20 protein-coding genes and 1 tRNA gene are annotated in these 20,957 nt (G+C 62.0%); 10 read left to right on the top strand and 11 right to left on the bottom strand.

The features are described 5' to 3' along the window. Nucleotides 1–83: 83 nt before the first annotated feature. From ppk2 to OH705_RS16865, 5 genes are all read right to left on the bottom strand, one after another. Entirely contained in the window at nucleotides 84–1,094 is a 1,011-nt protein-coding gene (gene ppk2 / locus OH705_RS16885; protein WP_038706989.1) for a polyphosphate kinase 2, read from the bottom strand. 185 nt (nucleotides 1,095–1,279) lie between these two features. Continuing rightward, nucleotides 1,280–1,355, bottom strand: a tRNA-Phe gene (locus OH705_RS16880). Between the two features lie 90 nt (nucleotides 1,356–1,445). Continuing rightward, nucleotides 1,446–1,718: an oxidative damage protection protein gene (locus tag OH705_RS16875; protein WP_011536185.1), complete on the bottom strand. Its 273-nt coding sequence runs from the start codon at nucleotides 1,716–1,718 to the stop codon at nucleotides 1,446–1,448. Continuing rightward, entirely contained in the window at nucleotides 1,715–2,782 is a 1,068-nt protein-coding gene (gene mutY / locus OH705_RS16870) for an A/G-specific adenine glycosylase (protein ID WP_110604173.1), read from the bottom strand. Before mutY ends, OH705_RS16875 begins: the two co-directional genes overlap by 4 nt. Beyond that, nucleotides 2,779–5,028 (bottom strand): AsmA family protein, encoded by a 2,250-nt coding sequence (locus OH705_RS16865; RefSeq protein ID WP_267302580.1) that lies wholly within the window; start codon nucleotides 5,026–5,028, stop codon nucleotides 2,779–2,781. Before OH705_RS16865 ends, mutY begins: the two co-directional genes overlap by 4 nt. Before the next feature lie 421 nt (nucleotides 5,029–5,449). Here OH705_RS16865 and OH705_RS16860 point away from each other — a divergent pair, with 421 nt between their 5' ends. The 6 genes from OH705_RS16860 (at nucleotide 5,450) to hisF (ending at nucleotide 10,372) form a co-directional block, all read left to right on the top strand. Next, on the top strand, nucleotides 5,450–7,108 hold the full coding sequence (locus OH705_RS16860; protein WP_110604175.1) for an OFA family MFS transporter: 1,659 nt from the start codon (nucleotides 5,450–5,452) through the stop codon (nucleotides 7,106–7,108). A gap of 225 nt (nucleotides 7,109–7,333) precedes the next feature. Then, the gene (hisB, locus tag OH705_RS16855; RefSeq protein ID WP_028688464.1) at nucleotides 7,334–7,927 is read left to right on the top strand and encodes an imidazoleglycerol-phosphate dehydratase HisB; all 594 of its coding nucleotides are present in this window, start codon (nucleotides 7,334–7,336) and stop codon (nucleotides 7,925–7,927) included. Beyond that, nucleotides 7,928–8,566, top strand: a complete 639-nt coding sequence (gene hisH, locus OH705_RS16850) for an imidazole glycerol phosphate synthase subunit HisH (protein WP_046853802.1) — start codon at nucleotides 7,928–7,930, stop codon at nucleotides 8,564–8,566. It abuts the gene before it with no gap. Further along, a complete protein-coding gene (locus OH705_RS16845; RefSeq protein ID WP_023629859.1) occupies nucleotides 8,567–8,827 on the top strand; it encodes a DUF2164 domain-containing protein in 261 nt (86 codons plus the stop codon). A gap of 27 nt (nucleotides 8,828–8,854) precedes the next feature. Beyond that, a complete protein-coding gene (hisA, locus tag OH705_RS16840) occupies nucleotides 8,855–9,592 on the top strand; it encodes a 1-(5-phosphoribosyl)-5-[(5-phosphoribosylamino)methylideneamino]imidazole-4-carboxamide isomerase (RefSeq protein ID WP_003255731.1) in 738 nt (245 codons plus the stop codon). A 9-nt stretch (nucleotides 9,593–9,601) separates the two neighbouring features. Further along, entirely contained in the window at nucleotides 9,602–10,372 is a 771-nt protein-coding gene (gene hisF / locus OH705_RS16835) for an imidazole glycerol phosphate synthase subunit HisF (protein ID WP_023629858.1), read from the top strand. A gap of 36 nt (nucleotides 10,373–10,408) precedes the next feature. On the opposite strand, the gene choV is transcribed toward hisF, so the two are convergent. From choV to OH705_RS16820, 3 genes are all read right to left on the bottom strand, one after another. Beyond that, complete coding sequence (gene choV, locus OH705_RS16830) at nucleotides 10,409–11,587, bottom strand: choline ABC transporter ATP-binding protein (protein ID WP_023629857.1); 1,179 nt, start codon at nucleotides 11,585–11,587, stop codon at nucleotides 10,409–10,411. After that, nucleotides 11,584–12,432, bottom strand: coding sequence for a choline ABC transporter permease subunit (gene choW, locus OH705_RS16825; protein ID WP_172402369.1), 849 nt, complete (start codon nucleotides 12,430–12,432; stop codon nucleotides 11,584–11,586). The genes choV and choW overlap by 4 nt, the downstream gene beginning before the upstream one ends. Before the next feature lie 81 nt (nucleotides 12,433–12,513). After that, nucleotides 12,514–13,461 (bottom strand): choline ABC transporter substrate-binding protein, encoded by a 948-nt coding sequence (locus OH705_RS16820; RefSeq protein ID WP_023629855.1) that lies wholly within the window; start codon nucleotides 13,459–13,461, stop codon nucleotides 12,514–12,516. A gap of 444 nt (nucleotides 13,462–13,905) precedes the next feature. Between OH705_RS16820 and OH705_RS16815 the strand changes: the two genes are divergently transcribed. From OH705_RS16815 to OH705_RS16805, 3 genes are all read left to right on the top strand, one after another. Further along, complete coding sequence (locus OH705_RS16815) at nucleotides 13,906–15,282, top strand: L-serine ammonia-lyase (protein WP_267302579.1); 1,377 nt, start codon at nucleotides 13,906–13,908, stop codon at nucleotides 15,280–15,282. A gap of 389 nt (nucleotides 15,283–15,671) precedes the next feature. Next, a complete protein-coding gene (locus tag OH705_RS16810; RefSeq protein WP_046853807.1) occupies nucleotides 15,672–16,778 on the top strand; it encodes a GlxA family transcriptional regulator in 1,107 nt (368 codons plus the stop codon). Between the two features lie 236 nt (nucleotides 16,779–17,014). Continuing rightward, the gene (locus OH705_RS16805; protein ID WP_267302578.1) at nucleotides 17,015–17,473 is read left to right on the top strand and encodes a hypothetical protein; all 459 of its coding nucleotides are present in this window, start codon (nucleotides 17,015–17,017) and stop codon (nucleotides 17,471–17,473) included. 92 nt (nucleotides 17,474–17,565) lie between these two features. Here OH705_RS16805 and OH705_RS16800 read toward each other — a convergent pair whose 3' ends face one another. Beyond that, complete coding sequence (locus tag OH705_RS16800; protein ID WP_094011004.1) at nucleotides 17,566–17,823, bottom strand: hypothetical protein; 258 nt, start codon at nucleotides 17,821–17,823, stop codon at nucleotides 17,566–17,568. Between the two features lie 336 nt (nucleotides 17,824–18,159). Here OH705_RS16800 and OH705_RS16795 point away from each other — a divergent pair, with 336 nt between their 5' ends. After that, complete coding sequence (locus OH705_RS16795) at nucleotides 18,160–19,467, top strand: hypothetical protein (protein WP_267302577.1); 1,308 nt, start codon at nucleotides 18,160–18,162, stop codon at nucleotides 19,465–19,467. Between the two features lie 41 nt (nucleotides 19,468–19,508). Here OH705_RS16795 and OH705_RS16790 read toward each other — a convergent pair whose 3' ends face one another. Both OH705_RS16790 and OH705_RS16785 read right to left on the bottom strand, forming a co-directional pair. Next, nucleotides 19,509–19,979, bottom strand: a complete 471-nt coding sequence (locus OH705_RS16790; protein WP_267302576.1) for a thioesterase family protein — start codon at nucleotides 19,977–19,979, stop codon at nucleotides 19,509–19,511. 10 nt (nucleotides 19,980–19,989) lie between these two features. Further along, nucleotides 19,990–20,955: an L-carnitine dehydrogenase gene (locus OH705_RS16785; protein WP_267302575.1), complete on the bottom strand. Its 966-nt coding sequence runs from the start codon at nucleotides 20,953–20,955 to the stop codon at nucleotides 19,990–19,992. Between the last annotated feature and the right edge of the window lie 2 nt (nucleotides 20,956–20,957).

Here is a 20,957-nt window from a genome sequence, read left to right as displayed (position 1 = left end):
ATCCTTGGGCTGACTGGTAAAGGCGCGTATTGAAGCGTAGTTGCGCGAGAAACCCAAGAGGCCGCCTAGCGGCCCCAAAGTGTTCAGCTTACCAGTGCCGCCGGTTCATCCTCTTCGAACCCCCGCGAAGCCCGCCCGACCAGCAACGGATCCGGTGCATGCGCCACGCTGTGGTCCTTGCCTGGATAATCCAGCGAGTGCAGGAAGTGACGAATGCAGTTGATCCGCGCGCGCTTCTTGTCGTCCGACTTGATCACCGTCCATGGCGCATCGGCTGTGTCGGTATGGAAGAACATCGCTTCCTTGGCAGCGGTGTAGTCCTCCCACTTGTCCAGCGACTTGATGTCGATGGGCGAGAGTTTCCAGTGCTTGAGCGGGTCGTCGCGGCGAGAAATGAAACGGCGCAACTGCTCCTCGCGGTTCACCGAGAACCAGAACTTGAACAACAGGATGCCACTGTTGCACAGCATGCGTTCGAGGTCAGGTGCCTGGCGCATGAACTCCAGGTATTGCAGCGGCGAGCAGAAGTCCATCACCTTTTCGACCCCGGCGCGGTTGTACCAGGAGCGATCAAAGAACACCATTTCACCAGCGGTGGGCAGGTGCTGCACATAGCGCTGGAAGTACCACTGGCCCTTTTCCTGCTCGGAAGGCTTCTCCAGTGCCACAATTCGCGCGCCACGCGGGTTCAGGTGCTCCATGAAACGCTTGATGGTGCCGCCTTTGCCCGCGGCATCACGGCCCTCGAACAGCACGACGATGCGCTGGCCGGTCTCCTTCACCCAGTTCTGCACCTTGAGCAGCTCGATCTGCAGGTCGTGCTTGGCCTTCTCGTAGTCCTGGCGGCGCATGCGCGTGCGATAGGGGTAGTTGGCCGGCAGGCGCGCCGAGGTGCTGTCCTCGCTGCTGCCCTTGCGCGCGTTGGCCACTTCCAGGGCGGCGGGCTGCTGGCTGACCTGGGTAATGGTCTCTGGCGCGGCGGCGCTGGCGACCGGCTTGCGCTGGCGCGGACGACGGGTGCGAGGGCTGGGCTTGACGCTGCTGCCGGCCTCGGCAGGCGACGGCAGGAGGAGGGTGGCGGATTCTTCGCTCATGGAGGTCCTTGCGGGGTCGTTCGAATGTCCACCTGTCATCCTATGAGCGCATGGCAAGTGGCTTTTTGATGTCGATCAACCGGGCATGAAGGAGCTAGAAGAAAAATCGCAGGCAACAAAAAACCCGCACTAGGCGGGTTTCTTGTGTCGCTTCGGGTAACTTTGCAACCACCAGAAGCTGAAGGTGGTGCCCAGAGACGGAGTCGAACCGCCGACACGAGGATTTTCAATCCTCTGCTCTACCGACTGAGCTATCTGGGCGACGGGGTGAATTAAATAGATTTTCTCAGAGGCCGTCAACGACTTTTTCAAAAAAATTTAAATTAATTCCGTCGCTTACGGTTTTCGGGGTCAATTCGAGGGTGGAACGTAGCCTTCGGCCTGGGCGTAATCCTCGCCGGCGAAGAACTTGTCCATCTCGGCCTGGATGAACTTGCGGTCCTCGGCATTCATCATGTTCAGGCGCTTCTCGTTGATCAGCATGGTCTGGTGGTCCTGCCACTCCTTCCAGGCCTTCTGCGAGATGTGCTCGAAGATGTCCTGGCCCTTGGCGCCCGGGTAGGGTGGGCGGTCGAGGCCTGGGAGTTCTTCGTTGTACTTGCGGCACTTCACGGTGCGGGTCATCGCTTCTCTCCTGCAATCAGTTCGTCGGCCGCGCGTTGCAGCAGCTTCTTGACCGGGGCGGCGAGGCCCAGGCGCGGCGGGGTGGCGAGGTTATACCAGAGCCAGTCGGGCTCGGCCACGTGCGCGCCGACGGGGTCGACACGCACCAGCCACGGCTCGATGGCCAGCTGGAAATGGCTGAAGGTATGGGTCAGGCCTGCCAGGGCCTGGCTGCCGGCCAGGCGCAGGCCGTGCTGGTAGGCAAGGTCTTCGAGCTGCTCGAGGCTGTCCAGCTCCGGCAGGCTCCACAGGCCGCCCCACAGGCCGGTGGATGGCCGACGATAGAGCAGGATCGCGCCTTCGTGGTTGGTCAGCAGCGGCATCAGGGTCTTGCGCTGGGGCAGGGCCTTGCGCGGCTTGGGCTCGGGGTAGCGGGTCTCTTCGCCGTGCAGGTGCGCTTCGCAACCGCGTTGCAACGGGCAGATAAGGCAGCTGGGCTTGCTGCGCGTGCACAGCGTCGCGCCCATGTCCATCATCGCCTGGGTGTAGTGGTTGGCCCGGGTCATCGGTGTGAAGCGCTCGGCGCTGGCCCACAGCTGGTTGGCCACCTTCGGCTCGCCCGGGTAGCCGGCCTGGGCGGTGAAGCGGGCCAGTACGCGCTTGACGTTGCCGTCGAGGATCGGCGCGCGGATGCCCATGCTGATGCTGGCGATGGCCCCGGCGGTGGAGCGGCCGATACCGGGCAGCTCGGTGAGCTGCTCGACGCTGCGCGGGAACTCGCCGCCATGTCGCTCGACGACGATCTTCGCTGCCTTTTGCAGGTTACGGGCACGGGTGTAGTAGCCCAGGCCCGTCCACAGGTGCAGCACCTCGTCCTCCGGCGCCTCGGCCAGCGCCTGCACGGTGGGCAGGGCCTGCATGAAGCGGTCGAAGTAGTTGAGCACGGTGCTGACCTGGGTCTGCTGCAACATGATTTCAGACACCCACACCCGATACGGGGTGATGCCCTGTTGCCAGGGCAGGTCATGCCGACCGTGCTGGTCGTACCAGTCCAGCACGGCGCTGGAGAACTGCTGGGGTGTCATCGCTTGAACAGCCCCTTCAATGCATCTTTGAGTTCAGGGCTCACCTTGTCTCCGAGTTTCTCTTCGAGCTTTTCATCGATCTTGTCCTTGAGGCGGTTGCCGGCAAGCTTGGCGGCAACCTTGCCCAGGCCGTCCTGGTCCAGGCGGCAGGCCTTGGCACCCAACTCCAGCGGGCCGCGGCAGCGCAGCGGCACTTCGACGCCGACATAGCGCTCGTTGACCTGGCAGGCCGGGTCGGGCATGGCGCGTTGGTCGCCTTCGACGACCACGCCGACGTTGTAGTCCATGCCCAGCACGCGCAGGTCGAGGTCACCGTGGCCGTTGACGGTCAGGCCCGGGATACGCACCTTGAGGTCCGGATTGCTGGCCACGCCGTTACGCATTACCAGGCTGCCGCGCAGCTCCTGGAACGGCGTGTCCTTGCCACGGGGTTCGCCGCTGAGCTGCTTGCGGTTGAGGGTGGCGATGGCCTGGCACAGTTGCTGTTCCAGGTTGGCATTGACCAGCACGCCGTCGTTGATGGTGAAGCTGGCATTGCCATTGAGCGTATCGACCAGCGCCTTCTGGCTGTTGCCGGTAGCGGTGAGGTCGCTGTTCAGGGTCAGCAGGCCCTTGACCGGCGGCGCCTGTTCCGGGGATTCACGCTTGATGAAATGTTCGACTGGCACGCGGTTTATCTTGGTGTTCACGCCGATCTGCGGCACGGCAGGGCGTACATCCACGGTGCCCTTGGCCTCGAAGGTGCCGTTGTACAAGGCGCCGCGCAGGGTCTGCAGGGTGACCAGGCCGCCTTGGCCGCTGGCGGTCAGCTGCGCGTCGCTGATCGGAAGCTTGTCCAGCGTCAGGGCGCCGAACGACAGGTCGGCCTGCAGATCGAGGGCGCGCAGGCGATCGACCGGCAGCAGCTTGTCGCTGCTCCAGGCGACTTGCTTCGGAGCGTCGGGTAGCGGTGTGGAGCCGGCGCCGGCGACGGCGCTGGCTTCCTGCTGCTTGACCTCGGCCTGGCGCGCTGCGGTGGCACCCTTGGCTTCCTCGCTCTTGGCCGGCAGGTAGCGGTCGGCGTCGAACTTGTCGCCCTGGAGGCGCACGCGCAGGGCCTGCTTGGCGAAGTCTTCCACGGCGACCCGACCTGTGAAGGTGCTGTCGTCCAGCTTCACCGCCAGGTCTTCGAGGGCGATGCTGTTCGGCGTGCCTTGCAGGCGGGTGACCAGTTCCAGCTTCTTGAACGCTGCCGCGTCGGCGGTGGCGGGCAGCGGGTGGCCGATACCGTCGAGGAAGGTGCGCAGGTCGAACTGGGCGATGGACAGGCCGCCGCTGACCTGCGGCGTCTTGTCGAGGTCGCGCACGTTCAGCTCGCCCAGGGCGCGCAACTGGTTGGCCGAGACCTTCAGGCCGCTCCAGGAGGCGACATTGGCCGCCAGGTCGACCAACACCTGGCCTTGGGCGGCGAAGGTCATGGTCTTGCCGGCCAGTGGCTCGCCCGAGGTTTCGCCAGACAGGCGCATGTCCTCGAGGTTGTAGCGCTTGAGACGCCGGTCGAAGCGCAGTTCGCCGGTCAGTTCGGTACGCGCCTTCAGGTTCGGCTGGCTGGCGCTGAGGAAGGCGCTGGCCTTGAGCGGGATGTTCACACCTTCGTGCACGGGGCCGGTGCTCAACTGAATGCTTTCTGCGCCGTAGGTCTGGCCGGCTTTCTCGTCGGTATAAAGCACGCGGGCGTTGTTGACGGTCAGGCTGTCGATATCGAGCTTGACCGAGCGCTCGCCACTTTCCGGCTTGGCAGGTTCCGTCGCTGAGCTTGCATCGGGCGTGCTCGTCGGCGCGTTGGCGATCGCCGGGTCCGGCAATGGCTTGCCGATGTCTTCCCAGTTGCCATGGCCGTTGGCATCGCGGGTCAGCGTCAGGTTGAGGCCTTCGACCCGCACGTCGCTCATCTGCACTTCACGGCGCAGCAGCGGCAGCACGCGTACAGACAGGCCGAGCATCTGCAGGTCGGCGAATGGCACCTTGGGGTTTTTCAGCGTGGCGATGCTGGCCTCGTGCAGTTCCAGGCCCAGCCAGGGGAACAGGCTCCAGCCGATGTCGCCGTTGAGGGTCAGTTCCACGTGGGCCTTGTCACGGGCCAGCTGGCGGATTTCTTCTTTGTAGTCGTTGGGATCGAATAGGTGGGTCAGGGCGAAGCCCAGCGCCACGATGATCAGCAACAACCCGAGAAGCCCCAGCCCCAGGATTTTGCCGAACGCTTTCATGGGCGAGTCCTTGTAGTCCGATTATGAATTTCAGCGGCGAGTATAGCGCTGTGGCACTTGGCTCTGCGTATCCGACATTTCGACAGTGGCAATGGCAGCAGTTCATTTATTGCTTGTCCTGGCCTCATCGCCGGCAAGCCGGCTCCCACAGCGACCGCGCAGGCCTCAAGACTTGCGTTGTCCCTGTGGGAGCCGGCTTGCCGGCGATGCAGACGCCACCGATAGCGGATTGATCGTTTCAGTTGACAAAAAAAACACGATATCAGATTGCTTTCATGTCACCCGCTGCTGGTAATCTTGCGCCCGCCCGTGGAGCCCCGCGACCCATTGTCGCGGGTGATGCCTGAAGCGGCCGGGCTGCCTTGCGTGCAGCCATACAGAGCCGTCCACGCGCACAGCCCACCTACAAAAGGATCAATCCATGAACAGCAGTATCACGGCGGGAGCGGCGGCAAGCACGCCGGGCTTCCTGTCGAAGGAGCGCATCATCGCCCGACCGGGCTTCAACCGCTGGCTGGTGCCGCCGGCGGCCCTGGCCATTCACCTGTGCATCGGCATGGCCTATGGCTTCTCGGTGTTCTGGCTGCCGCTGTCCCAGGCCCTGGGTGTCAGCGCGCCAGTGGCCTGCGCCGCCGACATGGGCTTCGTCGCCCGCCTGTTCAGCGCCGAGTGCGACTGGCCGATCTCCATGCTCAGCTGGATCTACACCCTGTTCTTCGTGTTTCTCGGCTGCTCTGCCGCGGTACTTGGTGGCTGGCTGGAACACGCCGGCCCGCGCAAGGCCGGCCTGGTCTCGGCACTGTGCTGGTGCGGCGGCCTGCTGATCTCGGCGATTGGCGTGAAGACCCACCAGCTGTGGTTGATGTGGCTGGGTTCGGGGGTGATCGGCGGGATCGGCCTGGGCCTTGGCTACATTTCGCCAGTGTCGACCCTGATCAAGTGGTTCCCGGACAAGCGCGGCATGGCCACCGGCATGGCGATCATGGGCTTTGGTGGAGGTGCCATGGTGGGCGCTCCTCTGGCCACCGCACTCATGGGCCACTTCGCCAGCGCGACCGAGGTGGGCGTATGGCAGAGCTTTGTCGCCATGGCCGCGATCTACTTCGTATTCATGACTGCGGGCGCCCTGGCCTACCGAGTGCCGCCAACCGGCTGGAAGCCCGAAGGCTGGACACCGCCGGCGAAGAAAGCCAACGCCATGGTTACCGACCGCCACGTGCATGTGAGCGTGGCCTGGAAAACCCCGCAGTTCGCCCTGGTGTGGTTGGTGCTGTGCCTGAACGTCTCGGCCGGTATCGGCATTCTCGGCATGGCTTCGCCACTGCTGCAGGAAGTGTTCGCCGGCAAGCTGCTGGGCAACGAGCTGACCTTCAGTGAGCTGAATGCCGCGCAACTGGCGCAGATTGCCGCGATTGCCGCCGGTTTCACCGGCCTGCTGAGCCTGTTCAACATCGGCGGGCGCTTCTTCTGGGCGTCGTTCTCCGACTATATCGGCCGCAAGAACACCTACTTCGCGTTCTTCGCCCTGGGCGTGGGGCTCTACAGCCTGGTGCCGAACATGGGTCACATCGGCAACGTGGCGCTGTTCGTGGCAGCCTTCTGCATCATCCTGTCGATGTACGGCGGCGGCTTCGCCACCGTGCCGGCGTACCTGGCCGACCTGTTCGGCACGCAGATGGTCGGTGCCATCCATGGTCGCCTGCTGACTGCCTGGGCGGCGGCCGGTGTACTCGGCCCGGTGCTGATCACCTACCTGCGCGAGGCGCAGCTGGCGGCGGGCGTGGAGCGGGCCGCGGCCTACGACATGACCCTGTACATCCTGGCCGGCCTGCTGGTGCTGGGGTTCATCTGCAACATGCTGGTGCGCCCGGTGGCGGACAAGTACTTCATGACCGACGCCGAACTGGCGGCCGAACGCGCGCTGAGCCATGACAAGGGCGCCGATTCCGCGCGTTCGCTGGAGTGGCACGCGGCGCCTGGCAGCCTGCCGCTTGTGCTGGTGGCCTGGGCGGTGGTGGTGATTCCGCTGGCCTGGGGGGTGTGGATCACCCTGCAGAAGACTGCGGTGCTGTTTCATTGATGGATGACACGGCTGGCTGACTGGCTGGCTTCAAGGGCCCTGTCGCGGGGCAAGTCGCATCGGCGCACCGCGATGGGGTCAACAGAAAAATCTGCTTGTATAGACCTGTAGGTCTCTCCCACCCCCGTAATTACTAGCCCTGCCATATGTCATCCGCGTTTCAAGCTGGCGCGTTCTGGGCCTATAATGGAGCCCTTTTCGCCCAATGATTTTGCGGAGCTGGTGATGGTCGAACGTAAGGCTTCCGTCGAGCGCAATACCCTGGAAACCCAGGTCAAGTGCTCGATCAACCTCGATGGCAGCGGCAAGGCCCGATTTGAAATCGGCGTGCCTTTCCTTGAACACATGCTCGACCAGATCGCCCGGCATGGGCTGATCGACCTGGACATCGAGTGCAAGGGCGACCTGCATATCGACGACCACCATACCGTCGAGGACGTCGGCATCACCCTGGGCATGGCATTCGCCCAGGCCATCGGCGACAAGAAAGGCATCTTCCGCTATGGCCATGCCTATGTGCCGCTGGACGAGGCCCTGTCGCGCGTGGTCATCGACTTCTCCGGTCGTCCGGGCCTGCAGATGCACGTGCCGTATACCCGCGCCACCGTGGGCGGCTTCGATGTCGACCTGTTCCAGGAGTTCTTCCAGGGCTTCGTCAACCATGCCCTGGTGACCCTGCATATCGACAACCTGCGTGGCCACAACACCCACCACCAGATCGAGACCGTGTTCAAGGCGTTCGGCCGCGCGCTGCGCATGGCCGTTACCCTCGACGAGCGCATGGCCGGGCAGATGCCGTCCACCAAAGGGTGCCTGTAAATGCAGACGGTAGCCGTAATCGACTATGGCATGGGCAACCTGCACTCGGTGGCCAAGGCCCTGGAGCATGTGGGCGCCGGCAAGGTGCTGGTGACCAGCGATGCCGCGGTGATTCGTGAAGCCGACCGCGTGGTGTTCCCGGGCGTCGGCGCGATCCGCGACTGCATGGCCGAGATCCGCCGCCTGGGCTTCGACAGCCTGGTGCGAGAAGTCAGCCAGGACCGCCCGTTCCTCGGCATCTGCGTAGGCATGCAGGCCCTGCTCGAGCGCAGCGAGGAAAACGACGGTGTCGACTGCATCGGCCTGTTCCCCGGCCAGGTGCGCTTTTTCGGTAAAGACCTGAAGGAGGACGGCGAGCACCTGAAGGTGCCGCACATGGGCTGGAACGAAGTCGGCCAGACCATCGACCACCCGCTGTGGCATGACATCCCCGACCGTGCGCGTTTCTACTTCGTGCACAGCTACTTCATCGAGGCCGGCAAGCCGGGCCAGGTGGTCGGTCGCGGCCACTACGGCGTCGATTTTGCCGCCGCGCTGGCCGAAGGTTCGCGCTTCGCCGTGCAGTTCCACCCGGAGAAGAGCCATACCCATGGCCTGCAGCTGCTGCAGAACTTCGTCGCCTGGGACGGGCGCTGGTAAATGAGCCGATCGAAGACCAAGGCCCCGATCATCACCCTGACCCCGGAGCAGGAGCGCGAGGCGCTCGACACGCTCAAGCGCTTTCTCGAAGACCGCTTCGAGCTGGAGCTGGGGTCGTTCGAGGTGGCCGAGGTCCTCGAGCTGTTCAGCAAAGAGATTGCACCCCATTACTACAACAGGGCGATTGCCGATGTTCAGCTGCACCTCAAGGAGCGGTTCGAGAGCATCGAAAGCGACCTGTGGGCGCTCGAGAAGCCCTGAATTCCAACGATTAGACAGGTTCCTCACATGCTGATTATCCCCGCTATCGATCTCAAGGACGGTGCCTGCGTACGCCTGCGCCAAGGCCGCATGGAAGACTCCACGGTATTTTCCGACGACCCGGTGAGCATGGCCGCCAAATGGGTCGAGGGTGGTTGCCGCCGCCTGCACCTGGTCGACCTCAACGGCGCTTTCGAAGGCCAGCCGGTCAACGGTGAAGTGGTCACGGCTATCGCCAAGCGCTACCCGAACCTGCCGATTCAGATCGGCGGTGGCATTCGCTCGCTGGAAACCATCGAACACTACGTCAAGGCCGGTGTCAGCTACGTGATCATCGGTACAAAGGCGGTCAAGCAGCCTGAGTTCGTCGCCGAAGCGTGCAAGGCGTTCCCTGGCAAGGTCATCGTCGGCCTGGACGCCAAGGACGGCTTCGTCGCCACCGACGGCTGGGCCGAAGTGAGCAGCGTGCAGGTCATCGACCTGGCCAAGCGTTTCGAGGCCGATGGCGTCTCGGCGATCGTCTACACCGACATCGCCAAGGACGGCATGATGCAGGGCTGCAACGTGCCCTTCACCAAGGCCCTGGCCGAAGCCACGCGTATTCCGGTGATCGCCTCGGGCGGCATCCACAACCTGGGCGATATCAAGGCCCTGCTGGACGCCAAGGCACCAGGCATCATCGGCGCCATCACCGGCCGTGCCATCTACGAAGGCACCCTCGACGTCGCCGAGGCCCAGGCCTTCTGCGACAACTACCAAGGCTGAGGAGCGACCATGGCACTGGCCAAGCGCATCATCCCTTGCCTGGACGTGGATAACGGCCGGGTGGTCAAGGGCGTCAAGTTCGAGAACATCCGCGATGCCGGCGACCCGGTGGAGATCGCCCGGCGCTACGACGAGCAGGGCGCCGACGAGATCACCTTCCTCGACATCACCGCCAGCGTCGATGGCCGTGACACCACCCTGCATACCGTCGAGCGCATGGCCAGCCAGGTATTCATCCCGCTGACCGTGGGTGGTGGTGTGCGCACCGTGCAGGACATCCGCAACCTGCTCAACGCCGGTGCCGACAAGGTGTCGATCAACACCGCCGCGGTGTTCAACCCGGAGTTCGTGGGCGAGGCGGCGGACCGTTTCGGTTCGCAGTGCATCGTCGTTGCCATCGACGCCAAGAAAGTCTCCGGCCCGGGTGAAACCCCGCGCTGGGAGATCTTCACCCACGGCGGGCGCAAGCCTACCGGGCTGGATGCGGTGGAGTGGGCGAAGAAGATGGAAGGCCTGGGGGCTGGCGAGATCCTGCTTACCAGCATGGACCAGGATGGCATGAAGAATGGCTTCGACCTGGGCGTGACCCGCGCCATCAGCGATGCACTGGGGATCCCGGTGATTGCTTCCGGTGGCGTAGGCAACCTGCAGCACCTGGCCGACGGTATCCTGGAAGGGCATGCCAGCGCGGTGCTGGCCGCGAGCATCTTCCACTTTGGCGAGTACACGGTACCGGAAGCCAAGGCCTACATGGCTTCGCGCGGTATTGTCGTACGCTGAAAAAATGATTGGGGCCGCAACGCGGCCCCAATTGAATCACCCGTGATTCTTGCCGAGCAACGCGTGATACAACTCGGTATCCCCGAGTATCCCCACCACCTTGTCGTTATCCTGCAGCACCAGCTTGTTGCCGGTTTGATAACGTATCTGCAGTGCCTCGCGCATGCCGATATCGGCGTGCACCACGGTTGGCCTGCGCTCCAGCAAGCCGACGTCCTGCCCTGGCGCCCAGTTCTGCATGTCCAGGCCATTCTGGCCCTGGCGTGCGCGCTTGAGCGAGCCGCCTTCGCCAAGGTCCAGCCATGAGTCGATGCCAGGGTCCAGGCACACCGAACCGTTGACCCGCCGGCAATTGTCCAGGCTGCGCATCAGGCTGCGGCCGCACAGCACGTTGAGCGGGTTGGTGTGGGCGACGAAGGTGCGCACGTATTCGTCGGCCGGGTTGAGCACGATCTCTTCCGGCTTGCTGTACTGGATGATGCGCCCGTCCTTCATGATAGCGATGCGGCTGCCCAGTTTCAGCGCCTCGTCCAGGTCATGGCTGACGAACACGATGGTCTTGCTCAGCTTGCTCTGCAGGGCCAGCAATTCGTCCTGCAGACCCTGGCGGATCAGCGGGTCGAGTGCCGAGAATGGCTCGTCCATCAGCAGGATGTCGGCGTCCATCGCCAGCGCCCGGGCCAGGCCCACGCGCTGCTGCATGCCACCGGAGAGTTCGTCCGGTTTCTTGTTGCGCCACTGGGTCAGGCCCACCAGCTCGAGCTTTTCATCCACCAGCTTGCGCCGTTCCTTCTCTGGCCGGCCCTGCATCTCCAGGCCGAAGCTGATGTTCTCGCGCACCGTCAGCCAGGGCATCAGGGCGAACTTCTGGAACACCATGGCGATGCGCTTGGTGCGCATCATCTTCAGTTCTGCCGGGGTGCAGTGGGCGATATCGATGTGCTTGCCTTCGTGCTCGACGAACAGCTTGCCGCGGCTCACGGTGTTGAGGCCGTTGATGCAGCGCAGCAGGCTGGACTTGCCCGAGCCGGACAGGCCCATCAGTACGCAGATCTCGCCCTTGTTGATGTCCAGGTTGGCCTTTTCGACGCCGACCACCAGGCCCGTCTGCTTGAGGATCTGCTCGCGGGTCTTGCCCTGGTCGAGCAGGGCCAGCGCCTCGCGCGGCTTGCTGGAGAAGATGACGTCGACGTCTTCGAAACGAATGATGCTCATGCCTCACCCCTTACCGGCAGCTCCGGTTGCTTGCAGATACGGTCGAGCATGATCGCCAGCAGCACGATGGCCAGGCCCGCTTCGAAGCCCAGGGAGATATCGGCGGTGTTCAGTGCGTTGACCACGGGTTTGCCCAGGCCGTCGGCGCCGACCAGGGCGGCGATCACCACCATCGACAGCGACAGCATGATGCATTGCGTCACCCCGGCGGCGATGCTCGGCATGGCGTGGGGCAGTTCGATGCGGGTCAGCAGCTGGCGGCGCGAGCAACCGAAGGCCTTGCCAGCGTCCATCAGCTCCTGCGGCACGTCGCAGATACCCAGGTAAGTCAGGCGGATGGGCGCTGCGATGGCGAATACCACGGTGGAGATCAGCCCCGGCACCACGCCCAGGCCGAACAGGGTCAGGGTCGGGATCAGGTAGACGAAGGTGGGCACGGTCTGCATCAGGTCCAGCACCGGGCGCATGGCGGTGTAGAACATCGGTTTGTGCGCGGCGGCGATGCCCAGCGGCACGCCGATAACCACGCAGACCACCGTGGCGAAGGTAACTTGCGCCAAGGTTTCCATGGTCTCCTGCCAGTAGCCCAGGTTGAGGATCAGCAGGAACGACAGGGCGACGAAGACGGTGAGCGCCCATTTGCGCTGGATCAGGTGCGCGAGGGCGGCGAACAGGGCGATGAGCACGAACGGGTTGAACCAGGTCAGGGCGCTGGTGACCCCATGGATCATGAACTCCAGGCCTGCGGCGATGGCGTCGAAGTAGCTGGCGCCATTCTGGGTCAACCATTCGACGAATGAGGCGATGTACTGCCCCAGGGGTATTTTCTGATCGATAAGCATGATAGCGAGCTTCCACCTGCAAAGATTGAAATCAGTCCGGGGTGGGCACGGTCCCACCCCGAGGTGTTGCCATGGCGTCTTGCGTTATTGCGTCAGTTTGGCCTTGGCCGCCTCAAGGCCGGGTTTGCCATCCACGGTGGTCACGCCGGCGAGCCAGGCGTCGAGTTTGCCAGGGTTGTCCTTCAGCCATTTCTTAGCGGCCGCCTCGGGCTTCATCTTGTCGTCCAGGACATAGCCCATCATGGTGCTTTCATCCTTGAGCTCGAACGACAGGTTCTTCAACAGCTGGCCAACGTTGCCGCATTCCTGTGCGTAGCCCTTGCGGGTGTTGGTCAGCACGGTGGCCTTGCCGAAGTCGGGACCGAAATAGGCATCCCCACCGGTCAGGTACTGCATCTTGAAGCGGGTGTTCATCGGGTGCGGTTCCCAGCCGAGGAAGACGATCGCGTCTTCACGCTTCTGCGCCCGGTCGACCTGGGCCAGCATGCCCGCCTCGCTGGACTGCACGATCTGGAACCCGGCGTCCTTCAGGCCGAAGGCGTTGTCGTCGATCATCTTCTGGATGGTGCGGTTGCCGTCGTTGCCCGGTTCGATACCGTAGATCTTGCCCTTGAGCTCCTGCTTGAACTTGGGAATGTCGGCGAAGTCCTTCAGGCCCTTGTCATACAAGGCCTGGGGCACGGCCAGGGTGTACTTGGCATTTTCCAGGTTGGCGCGCACGGTCTCGACGGTGCCGGCGTCACGGTACTGCTTGATGTCGTTCTCCATGGTCGGCATCCAGTTGCCGAGAAACACGTCGAGGTCCTTGCCGGTCGCCAGAGACTTGTAGGTCACCGGTACCGAGATCATGGTGGTGTGGGTCTTGTAGCCCAGGGCTTCGAGCACGACGCTGGTGGTCGCGGTGGTGACCGTGATGTCGGTCCAGCCGACATCGGAGAACCGCACCGTCTGACACTGCTCGGGTTCGGCGGCCTGGGCCAGCAGCGGAGCGGACAGCAACGCGACCAGCAACAGCTTGGGTGAACCTTTCATGGATGGACTCCTGTGATTTTATCTTCGGGTTCGCGTGGGCCGCCGGGCGTTCTCAGGGCTCCGGTCGACCAGGCCTGCAGAGGGCAGGATGCGAGGCCGTGCAATACGAGTCGCTTTCGATAATCCTCCAGCGTTCGGCAATCGCCTACTGGTGGCGTCGTATCCAGTACAGGACGGGTCGTATCCAGTACGGACGATGTCGCAACTGGATTTTTCCACCCCCATACCTCGGTTTTTGCGTCGTCCCGCCGCTGGAAAACGGCGCACGAAAGGCCCGTGCAGCGGCGGCGCTGCTGGACAAAAGTACGTCGGTTGCAGACGGCGAAGGGCTGGGCAAAAGCCCGATGATGCGAGCATTCAAGGCGGCTCGACTGTTTCAGCCTAGCAGTTGCTCCGCCCTGCGCCTGGCGCGCAGAGACAAGCCCAGCAAGAGGTGATTCGACAATGGCCATCAGCGTGTTCGACCTGTTCAAGATCGGTGTCGGGCCTTCCAGCTCGCACACCGTCGGCCCCATGCGCGCCGCTGCGCTGTTCGTCCAGGGGCTGCGTGAGCGCGGCGAGCTGGAGCAGGTACGGCGTATCGAAGTGAGGCTGTATGGCTCGCTGTCGGCCACCGGTGTCGGCCACGGCACCGACAACGCCACGATCATGGGGCTGATGGGCGAATGGCCGGACGCCATCGATCCCAGCCAGATCACCCCACGTATCGCCGACCTGCGCGAAACCAACGTGCTCAAGCTCGATAATCGCCTGCCCGTCGAGTTCGTCTGGACCCGCGACATGCTGCTGCTGGACGAGAACCTGCCTTACCACCCGAATGCCATGACCCTGATTGCCGAAGGCGAGGCGGGCGAGCTGCACCGCGACACCTATTACTCGGTGGGCGGCGGTTTCGTGGTCGATGCCGCCCAGGCCGCCAGCGGCGTGCTGGACGCCGACCAGACCGTGCTGCCCTACGACTTCGACAGCGCCGCCGAACTGCTGCGCCTGTGCAAGCAAAACGACCTGCGCGTGTCGCAATTGATGCTGGAGAACGAAAAGGTCTGGCGCAGCGAAGCCGAGATCCGCGCCGGGCTGCTCAAGCTCTGGCAAGCCATGCAGGAGTGCGTGAACAACGGCCTCAAACATGAAGGCATCCTGCCCGGCGGGCTCAATGTGCGCCGCCGCGCCGCCCGCTTGCACCTTAGCCTGCAGGAGCTGGGCAAGCCCAACGTGATCGGCTCGACCATGAGCGCCATGGAGTGGGTCAACCTGTTCGCCCTGGCCGTCAACGAAGAGAACGCCGCTGGCGGGCGCATGGTCACCGCGCCCACCAACGGTGCGGCGGGGATCATCCCGGCGGTGTTGCACTACTACATGCGTTTCTCCGATGCGGTGGATGAGTCCAATGTGGTGGACTTCTTCCTCGGCGCGGCTGCCGTGGGCATCCTGTGCAAGAAGAACGCCTCGATCTCCGGCGCCGAGGTTGGTTGCCAGGGCGAGGTCGGTTCGGCCTGCGCCATGGCGGCCGCAGGCTTGGCCGAGGTGCTTGGCGCCACCCCGGCGCAGTTGGAGAACGCCGCCGAGATCGCCCTGGAGCACAACCTCGGCCTGACCTGCGACCCGGTCGGTGGCCTGGTGCAGGTCCCGTGCATCGAGCGCAACGCCATTGCCGCGGTGAAAGCGATCAATGCTGTGCAGATGGCCTTGCGCGGTGATGGCGAACACTTCATCTCGTTGGACCAGGTGATCCGCACCATGCGCGATACCGGCGCCGACATGCACGACAAGTACAAGGAAACCTCCCGTGGGGGGCTGGCGGTCAGCGTCATCGAGTGCTGATGCGCCGTTCTGGCCCACACGTGACCGATGCGCCACATTCTGGCGCAGCGGTTGTCATCTACCGGTCGTCGCCTGTCGTTACCAGCAGGTTGGTTGTCGGTGACACTTAAGTCTGTCGCATCTGGGCAACCTTCCCACAAGTGCTACCGAATTGCTCAGGGGTGACGCGCAGAGGCGCTGGCGCGCCTGTTTGCGCTTGACTAGACGCTTATCACCCAGGCCGCTGGAAGGCGCATGCCGACGTCGCTTTTGGGTTTTATTGGATGGGCGTTCAAATTCAGGCATGCCATTTGCGTTGAGATTGGCAAAGCCCCTGCATACGAAACGGGGCCATTACAAGAACAGTGCTCGCCTGAAGCACACCCTGCATTGTGTGAGGAGAAATCGCGATGACGTCGTACACCTCCGGGACCCCAACCCAGAACCGCACAGCACCCCAGTCCATCGGCTTTCTCCTGCTGGACAACTTCACCCTCATTTCCCTGGCGTCGGCGGTCGAGCCGCTGCGCATGGCCAACCAGCTGTCCGGTCGCGAGCTGTACCGCTGGCATACCCTGACCGTCGATGGTGGCCAGGTGTGGGCGAGCGACGGCCTGCAGATCACCCCCGACGCGGCCATGCACAGCGCGCCGCCGATGGACACCGTGATTGTCTGCGGTGGCGTCGGCATCCAGCGCACGGTCACCCGCGAGCACGTCACCTGGCTGCAGGCCCAGGCCCGCCAGTCGCGTCGCCTGGGCGCGGTGTGTACCGGCAGCTGGGCGCTGGCCTGCGCCGGGCTGCTCGACGGCTTTGACTGCAGCGTGCACTGGGAATGCCTGGCGGCAATGCAGGAGGCCTACCCGCGGGTGAACATGAGCACCCGCCTGTTCACCCTCGACCGCAACCGTTTCACCAGCTCCGGTGGCACCGCGCCGCTGGACATGATGCTGCACCTGATCAGCCGCGACCACGGCCGCGAGCTGTCGGCGGCGATCTCCGAGATGTTTGTCTACGAGCGCATCCGCAACGAGCAGGACCACCAGCGCGTGCCGCTCAAGCACATGCTCGGCACCAACCAGCCGAAGCTGCAGGAAATCGTCGCGCTGATGGAGGCCAATCTCGAAGAGCCGATCGACCTCGACGAGCTGGCAGTCTATGTGGCCGTGTCGCGGCGCCAGCTCGAGCGCCTGTTCCAGAAGTACCTGCACTGTTCGCCATCGCGCTACTACCTCAAGCTGCGCCTGATCCGTGCCCGGCAACTGCTCAAGCAGACGCCAATGTCGATCATCGAGGTGGCATCGGTGTGCGGGTTCGTCTCCACGCCGCACTTCTCCAAGTGCTATCGCGAATACTTCGGCATTCCGCCGCGTGACGAGCGGGTGGGCTCGAACACCACCCAGCAGGTGGCGATGATGCCGATCCCGCAGGCCATGGCGCTGTCGCCCCACAGCGGGCCGATGGCGGCGCTCAGCCAGGCCCGCAATGAGTCGACGTTTGCCAGTGTGAGGCTCTGAGCTCCGCGTTGCCTTTGTGGAATACACGCGGAGAGGGTAGCCAAGTAGTGTTGTCGTTCATGTTGCCCGGTCGCTTGATGCGGCCGGGCTTTTTGTTTTTTCGACCTGATATTTTTGCTAGTTGCGGACTGTGGACTGTTACGAAAGTATGGTCATGAGCGATTTACCAAGCCGGATTTCTGCAAGCCCGCAGATGTCTGAAAAATGGTTCAAGTTCTCATGAGGGAAATATAGCCATGAAATCAAGAGCAACTTATTTTTCTATTTTTATGGGTTTGTTGGTGGTTTCATCTTTTTCGGCCTGTACGACGGTGCCGTCAACTAAATCCGACCATGAAATACGCGTGGTCACCTTCACGCAAAGGTACATGCGGGGCGACGATTGTCTCACGGTGGTGGGGCAAGGTGAAAATATAATGTGCAGAGCAACAAGAAATAAGATGATAGACTCGATCGCTCTTAGTAATCTGCCAAAAGGCCACATGGAGCTTTGTTTTCAAACTGAGAGTCGGGTGAACGCTCTGTGTATTGAGGGTGAGCTTGATAAAGAGTATCGCGAGCGTTTTTTGATTAGCCTAAGGCCCTTGGAAACTTCACTTCTTTCCCCATACCGAGTTACGCGAAGTAACCGGGATTTGTTTGATAAGATTGAGTTTATACAGTATTCGGCTCCTCAGGGTTTTGCAGGTAAATGACTTGTTGGCATGCCGTAAAGCCTGGGCCTGCTATCTCGCATATATTAATCGAAACAGTCAGGCCCGGCGTGTCTCCCTGATTTCGCGTTGAATCAAGCGTGTTTGTTATATTGTGCCAGCGCCGGCAGCAACTGCTTGTCGATGGCTTGGCGTACCGCTGGCAGGATCGTCGCGCTGCCGGTATACATCTGCTCCACCATGCCCTTGAGCGCCCGGGCATTGGGTTCGGTCAGCCCACGCACTACCACCTCGCAGGCCTGCTCGGCGCTGGCGCCGGCCGGAATGTCGAAACCCCGTGAGCGCAATTGACCCAACAGGTCGTCCTGGTCGATCAGATCCGCATGCATCATGGCCGTTGCCCTTCGCTTGTGTTGTTTGCAATTGATTCTGTGACGGAGTTGCCAGCGCGGCAAGGGCAGAATGCCGCGATGGCCGCTTTGGCTAAGAACAGGTCGTTTACGGCTAAATCGTCGGGGCGGCAAGCCTGCACACTGATGTCATTCACGGCACCGAGGGTTTGGTCACCCTCATTCCACGCAAAGTGAATGTTGCCCGCGCTTGGCCCCGGATGCTCACGGCTTACCGGGGTTTCTTTTTTGCGCTACGCGCTACCTGGTAATTCTGCCAGTTGTCGGATACCTCATCCGCCTGTCCAATTGAACCTCGTCTATTTTCGGAGGTGAGGTATGAGAGACCTGACATTGAAGTGCTGGGCGCATGCCGTGCTTTTGGTAGTGTTGTTACTGATTTCCTTACGCCCTGCTTTAGCGCAGGAAGCCCTGCGGTTGGCCACACTGGAGCCTTCGGTAAACCGTGAGGCGCTAGAAGCTGAAAAAGCCGCTGGCCGGCACAAGCTGGGGGTATTGCTTGATAGGCCGGGGAAAGAAAGCATTCAGTTGATACGTGTAGACCCTGAGGTCGTAAGGAAGTCGACAAACCGCTTGTCTGTATTGCTGCCAGGCGGAAGAGCTGTAGAGTTTAAACTGCGCAACTATAAAGGGCATGAATCTGATGAGGTTGGCAGCCGCGCAGAGGCGGCGCTGAAGTATACCCCCGCTGACTATTGGTTCGGTGATGCCTCATCTGATGTGAAGGATGGACATTTCAACGCAGCGAATTTCATTTTTCTAGCCCGTCGCGGCGATTCACTCAGGGGGCGAGTGGTTGTCGAGGGTAAGCTCTATGTTCTGGAGGATGTAGGTAACGGCCAGCATGGGTTGATGCAGGTCGACATGGCGGCAGCACCGCCCTGCCTGGTACTAGAAAATGAGCCAGCTGTGCAAGAGCACGCTACTAAAGCGGTAGCATCAAAGTCTATCTCGAAGGCCAAACCTTCGATCTCGGTACTTCTGGTTAGCACCAGAAAAACCAATACAATGGAACCGTCAGCGATGATTGTCCTGAGAGACGAGCTTGAGTGGTTCAACGAAATGACTAATCAGGGGGATGGCGTATCTCTGAAACTCACCGTGGCTCACATGACCGCATCGAATGCAGCTGACAGTATTTTTCACCACAACGATAAAATTCTGCTGGATTTTACAGATGCAGAAACTGAAGCCACAAAAGAAGTGGCTAGACTTCGTAAGCAGCATGCTGCCGATGTGGTCATCGTGGGGGCGTACTGGGTGGACAAGAAAGAAGTAACTTATGATGAAGCCCAAAAAGATAACGCGTTTTATGTGTTCAATATTAAAAGTCCAGAATATTTTTTGCATGGCTTTGGCCATTTAATGGGGATTAATCATGTATGGAAACCAGGGGGGTCGGAATATGTCCCTCCTTACCAATTTGGTTTCATAAGTCCGACTTATGAGGGTAAGCGTTATGCATCAATTGGCTATGATCCGAAGGAATGCACTGGCAACTGTGAGTATATTTATCGCTGGTCTGACCCTGGCGTAACTTATCTCGGTGTGCGATTCGGCGATGACCACTCTCATGAAAAGCGCCGTCTGAACGAGCGGGCTGTTGTTATATCGAACTTTTATTAAGTCTTCCAAGGGGTGCGTTTGGGCGAATTGCCAAGGGGCATTCAACTTGGCAACCGAATTACTCTTCCTGTCAGCGCCGGCAATGGGAGATCGTATTGCTGCTGCGTCAGCTCCCGCAGCAGCATCACGCTATGCTCACCAAAGGCGGTCGACCTGGGACCGGCCATGTCGACATGGAGCAGCATCTGTTCGCTGGCCGACAGCGCTTCGTCAAACCCATTGCGATGGAGGCTGTGATATAGGTGCAGACGCTTCTTGTCGAAGCCGATGATGTGAGTCTGCACCCACACCTCGATGTCAAGTTTCACCTCGTGCAGGTAATTGATATGTGCCTCCAGGGTGAATAATGAGTGCCCGCTCTGGCCCCGTGCTTGGCCATCCAGGCCGATGCGCTCCATCAGCGCATCGGTGGCAAAGCTGAAGATCAGCAGGTAGTAGGCATCGCGCAGGTGGCCGTTGTAGTCGACCCACTCGGGCAACACGCGAGTGCGATAGGTGATCAGGGCGGGCATCGTTTTCTCCTCAGTCGCTGAAGGCCATGCCGTGCTTGGCCTTGCTGGTTTTCACCGCTTCCAGCACCGCCAGCAGGGTGTCGTCACGATAACGCTCCAGCGCGGCGATGCTGTGTTCGCCCAATTGCTCCGAGGTGCCTTCAACCACGTCGTCAATCAGCTTGTCCGTCAGTTCCGGCGCTGGCAGGTAGGTCCAGGGTAGCTTCAATGCCGGGCCGAACTGGGCCATGAAGTGGCGCATGCCGGCATCGCCTCCAGCCAGAGTGTAGGTGAGGAACGTACCCATGAACGACCAGCGCAGCCCAGCGCCAAAGCGAATCGCGTCGTCGATCTCGCCGGTGCTGGCGACACCGTCATTGACCAGGTGCAGGGCTTCGCGCCATAGCGCTTCGAGCAGTCGGTCAGCGATAAAACCGGGGACCTCCTTGCGCACATGCAGCGGGCGCATGCCCAGGCTGGTGTAGATGCGTTTCGCCGCTTCGATGGCTTCAGGGGTGGTCTTGCGGCCGCCGACGATTTCCACCAGTGGCAGCAGGTAGACCGGGTTGAACGGGTGCCCCACCACGCAGCGTTCGGGGTGGGTCGCCGACTCGTAGAACTCGCTGGGCAGCAGCCCCGAGGTGCTGGAGCCGATGATTGCGTCGGGCTTGGCGGCGGCGCTGATCTTCGCGTGCAAGTCGAGCTTGAGGTCCAGGCGTTCGGGGGCGCTTTCCTGGATGAAATCGGCATCGCCCACGCATTCCTCGATGGTGGCCACGAACCTCAGGCGATCCTGCGATGCGCCGGCTGCCAAGCCTTGTTTTTGCAGCGCCGGCCAGGCGTTGGCGATGCGCTTGCGCAACGCGGCCTCGGCACCGGGGGCCGGGTCCCAGGCAACCACGTCGAGGCCGTGGGCCAGGGCGCGGGCGACCCAGCCGCTGCCGATCACGCCGCTACCCAGCGCGGCGAAAGTCTTGATGTCGGTGATGAAAGGCATAT

It is taken from the genome of Pseudomonas sp. BJa3, assembly GCF_026343815.1.
GTDB lineage: Bacteria > Pseudomonadota > Gammaproteobacteria > Pseudomonadales > Pseudomonadaceae > Aquipseudomonas > Aquipseudomonas soli.
The sequence above is the reverse complement of the archived record's forward strand: the minus strand, read 5'-3'. Positions and strand labels throughout refer to the sequence as shown.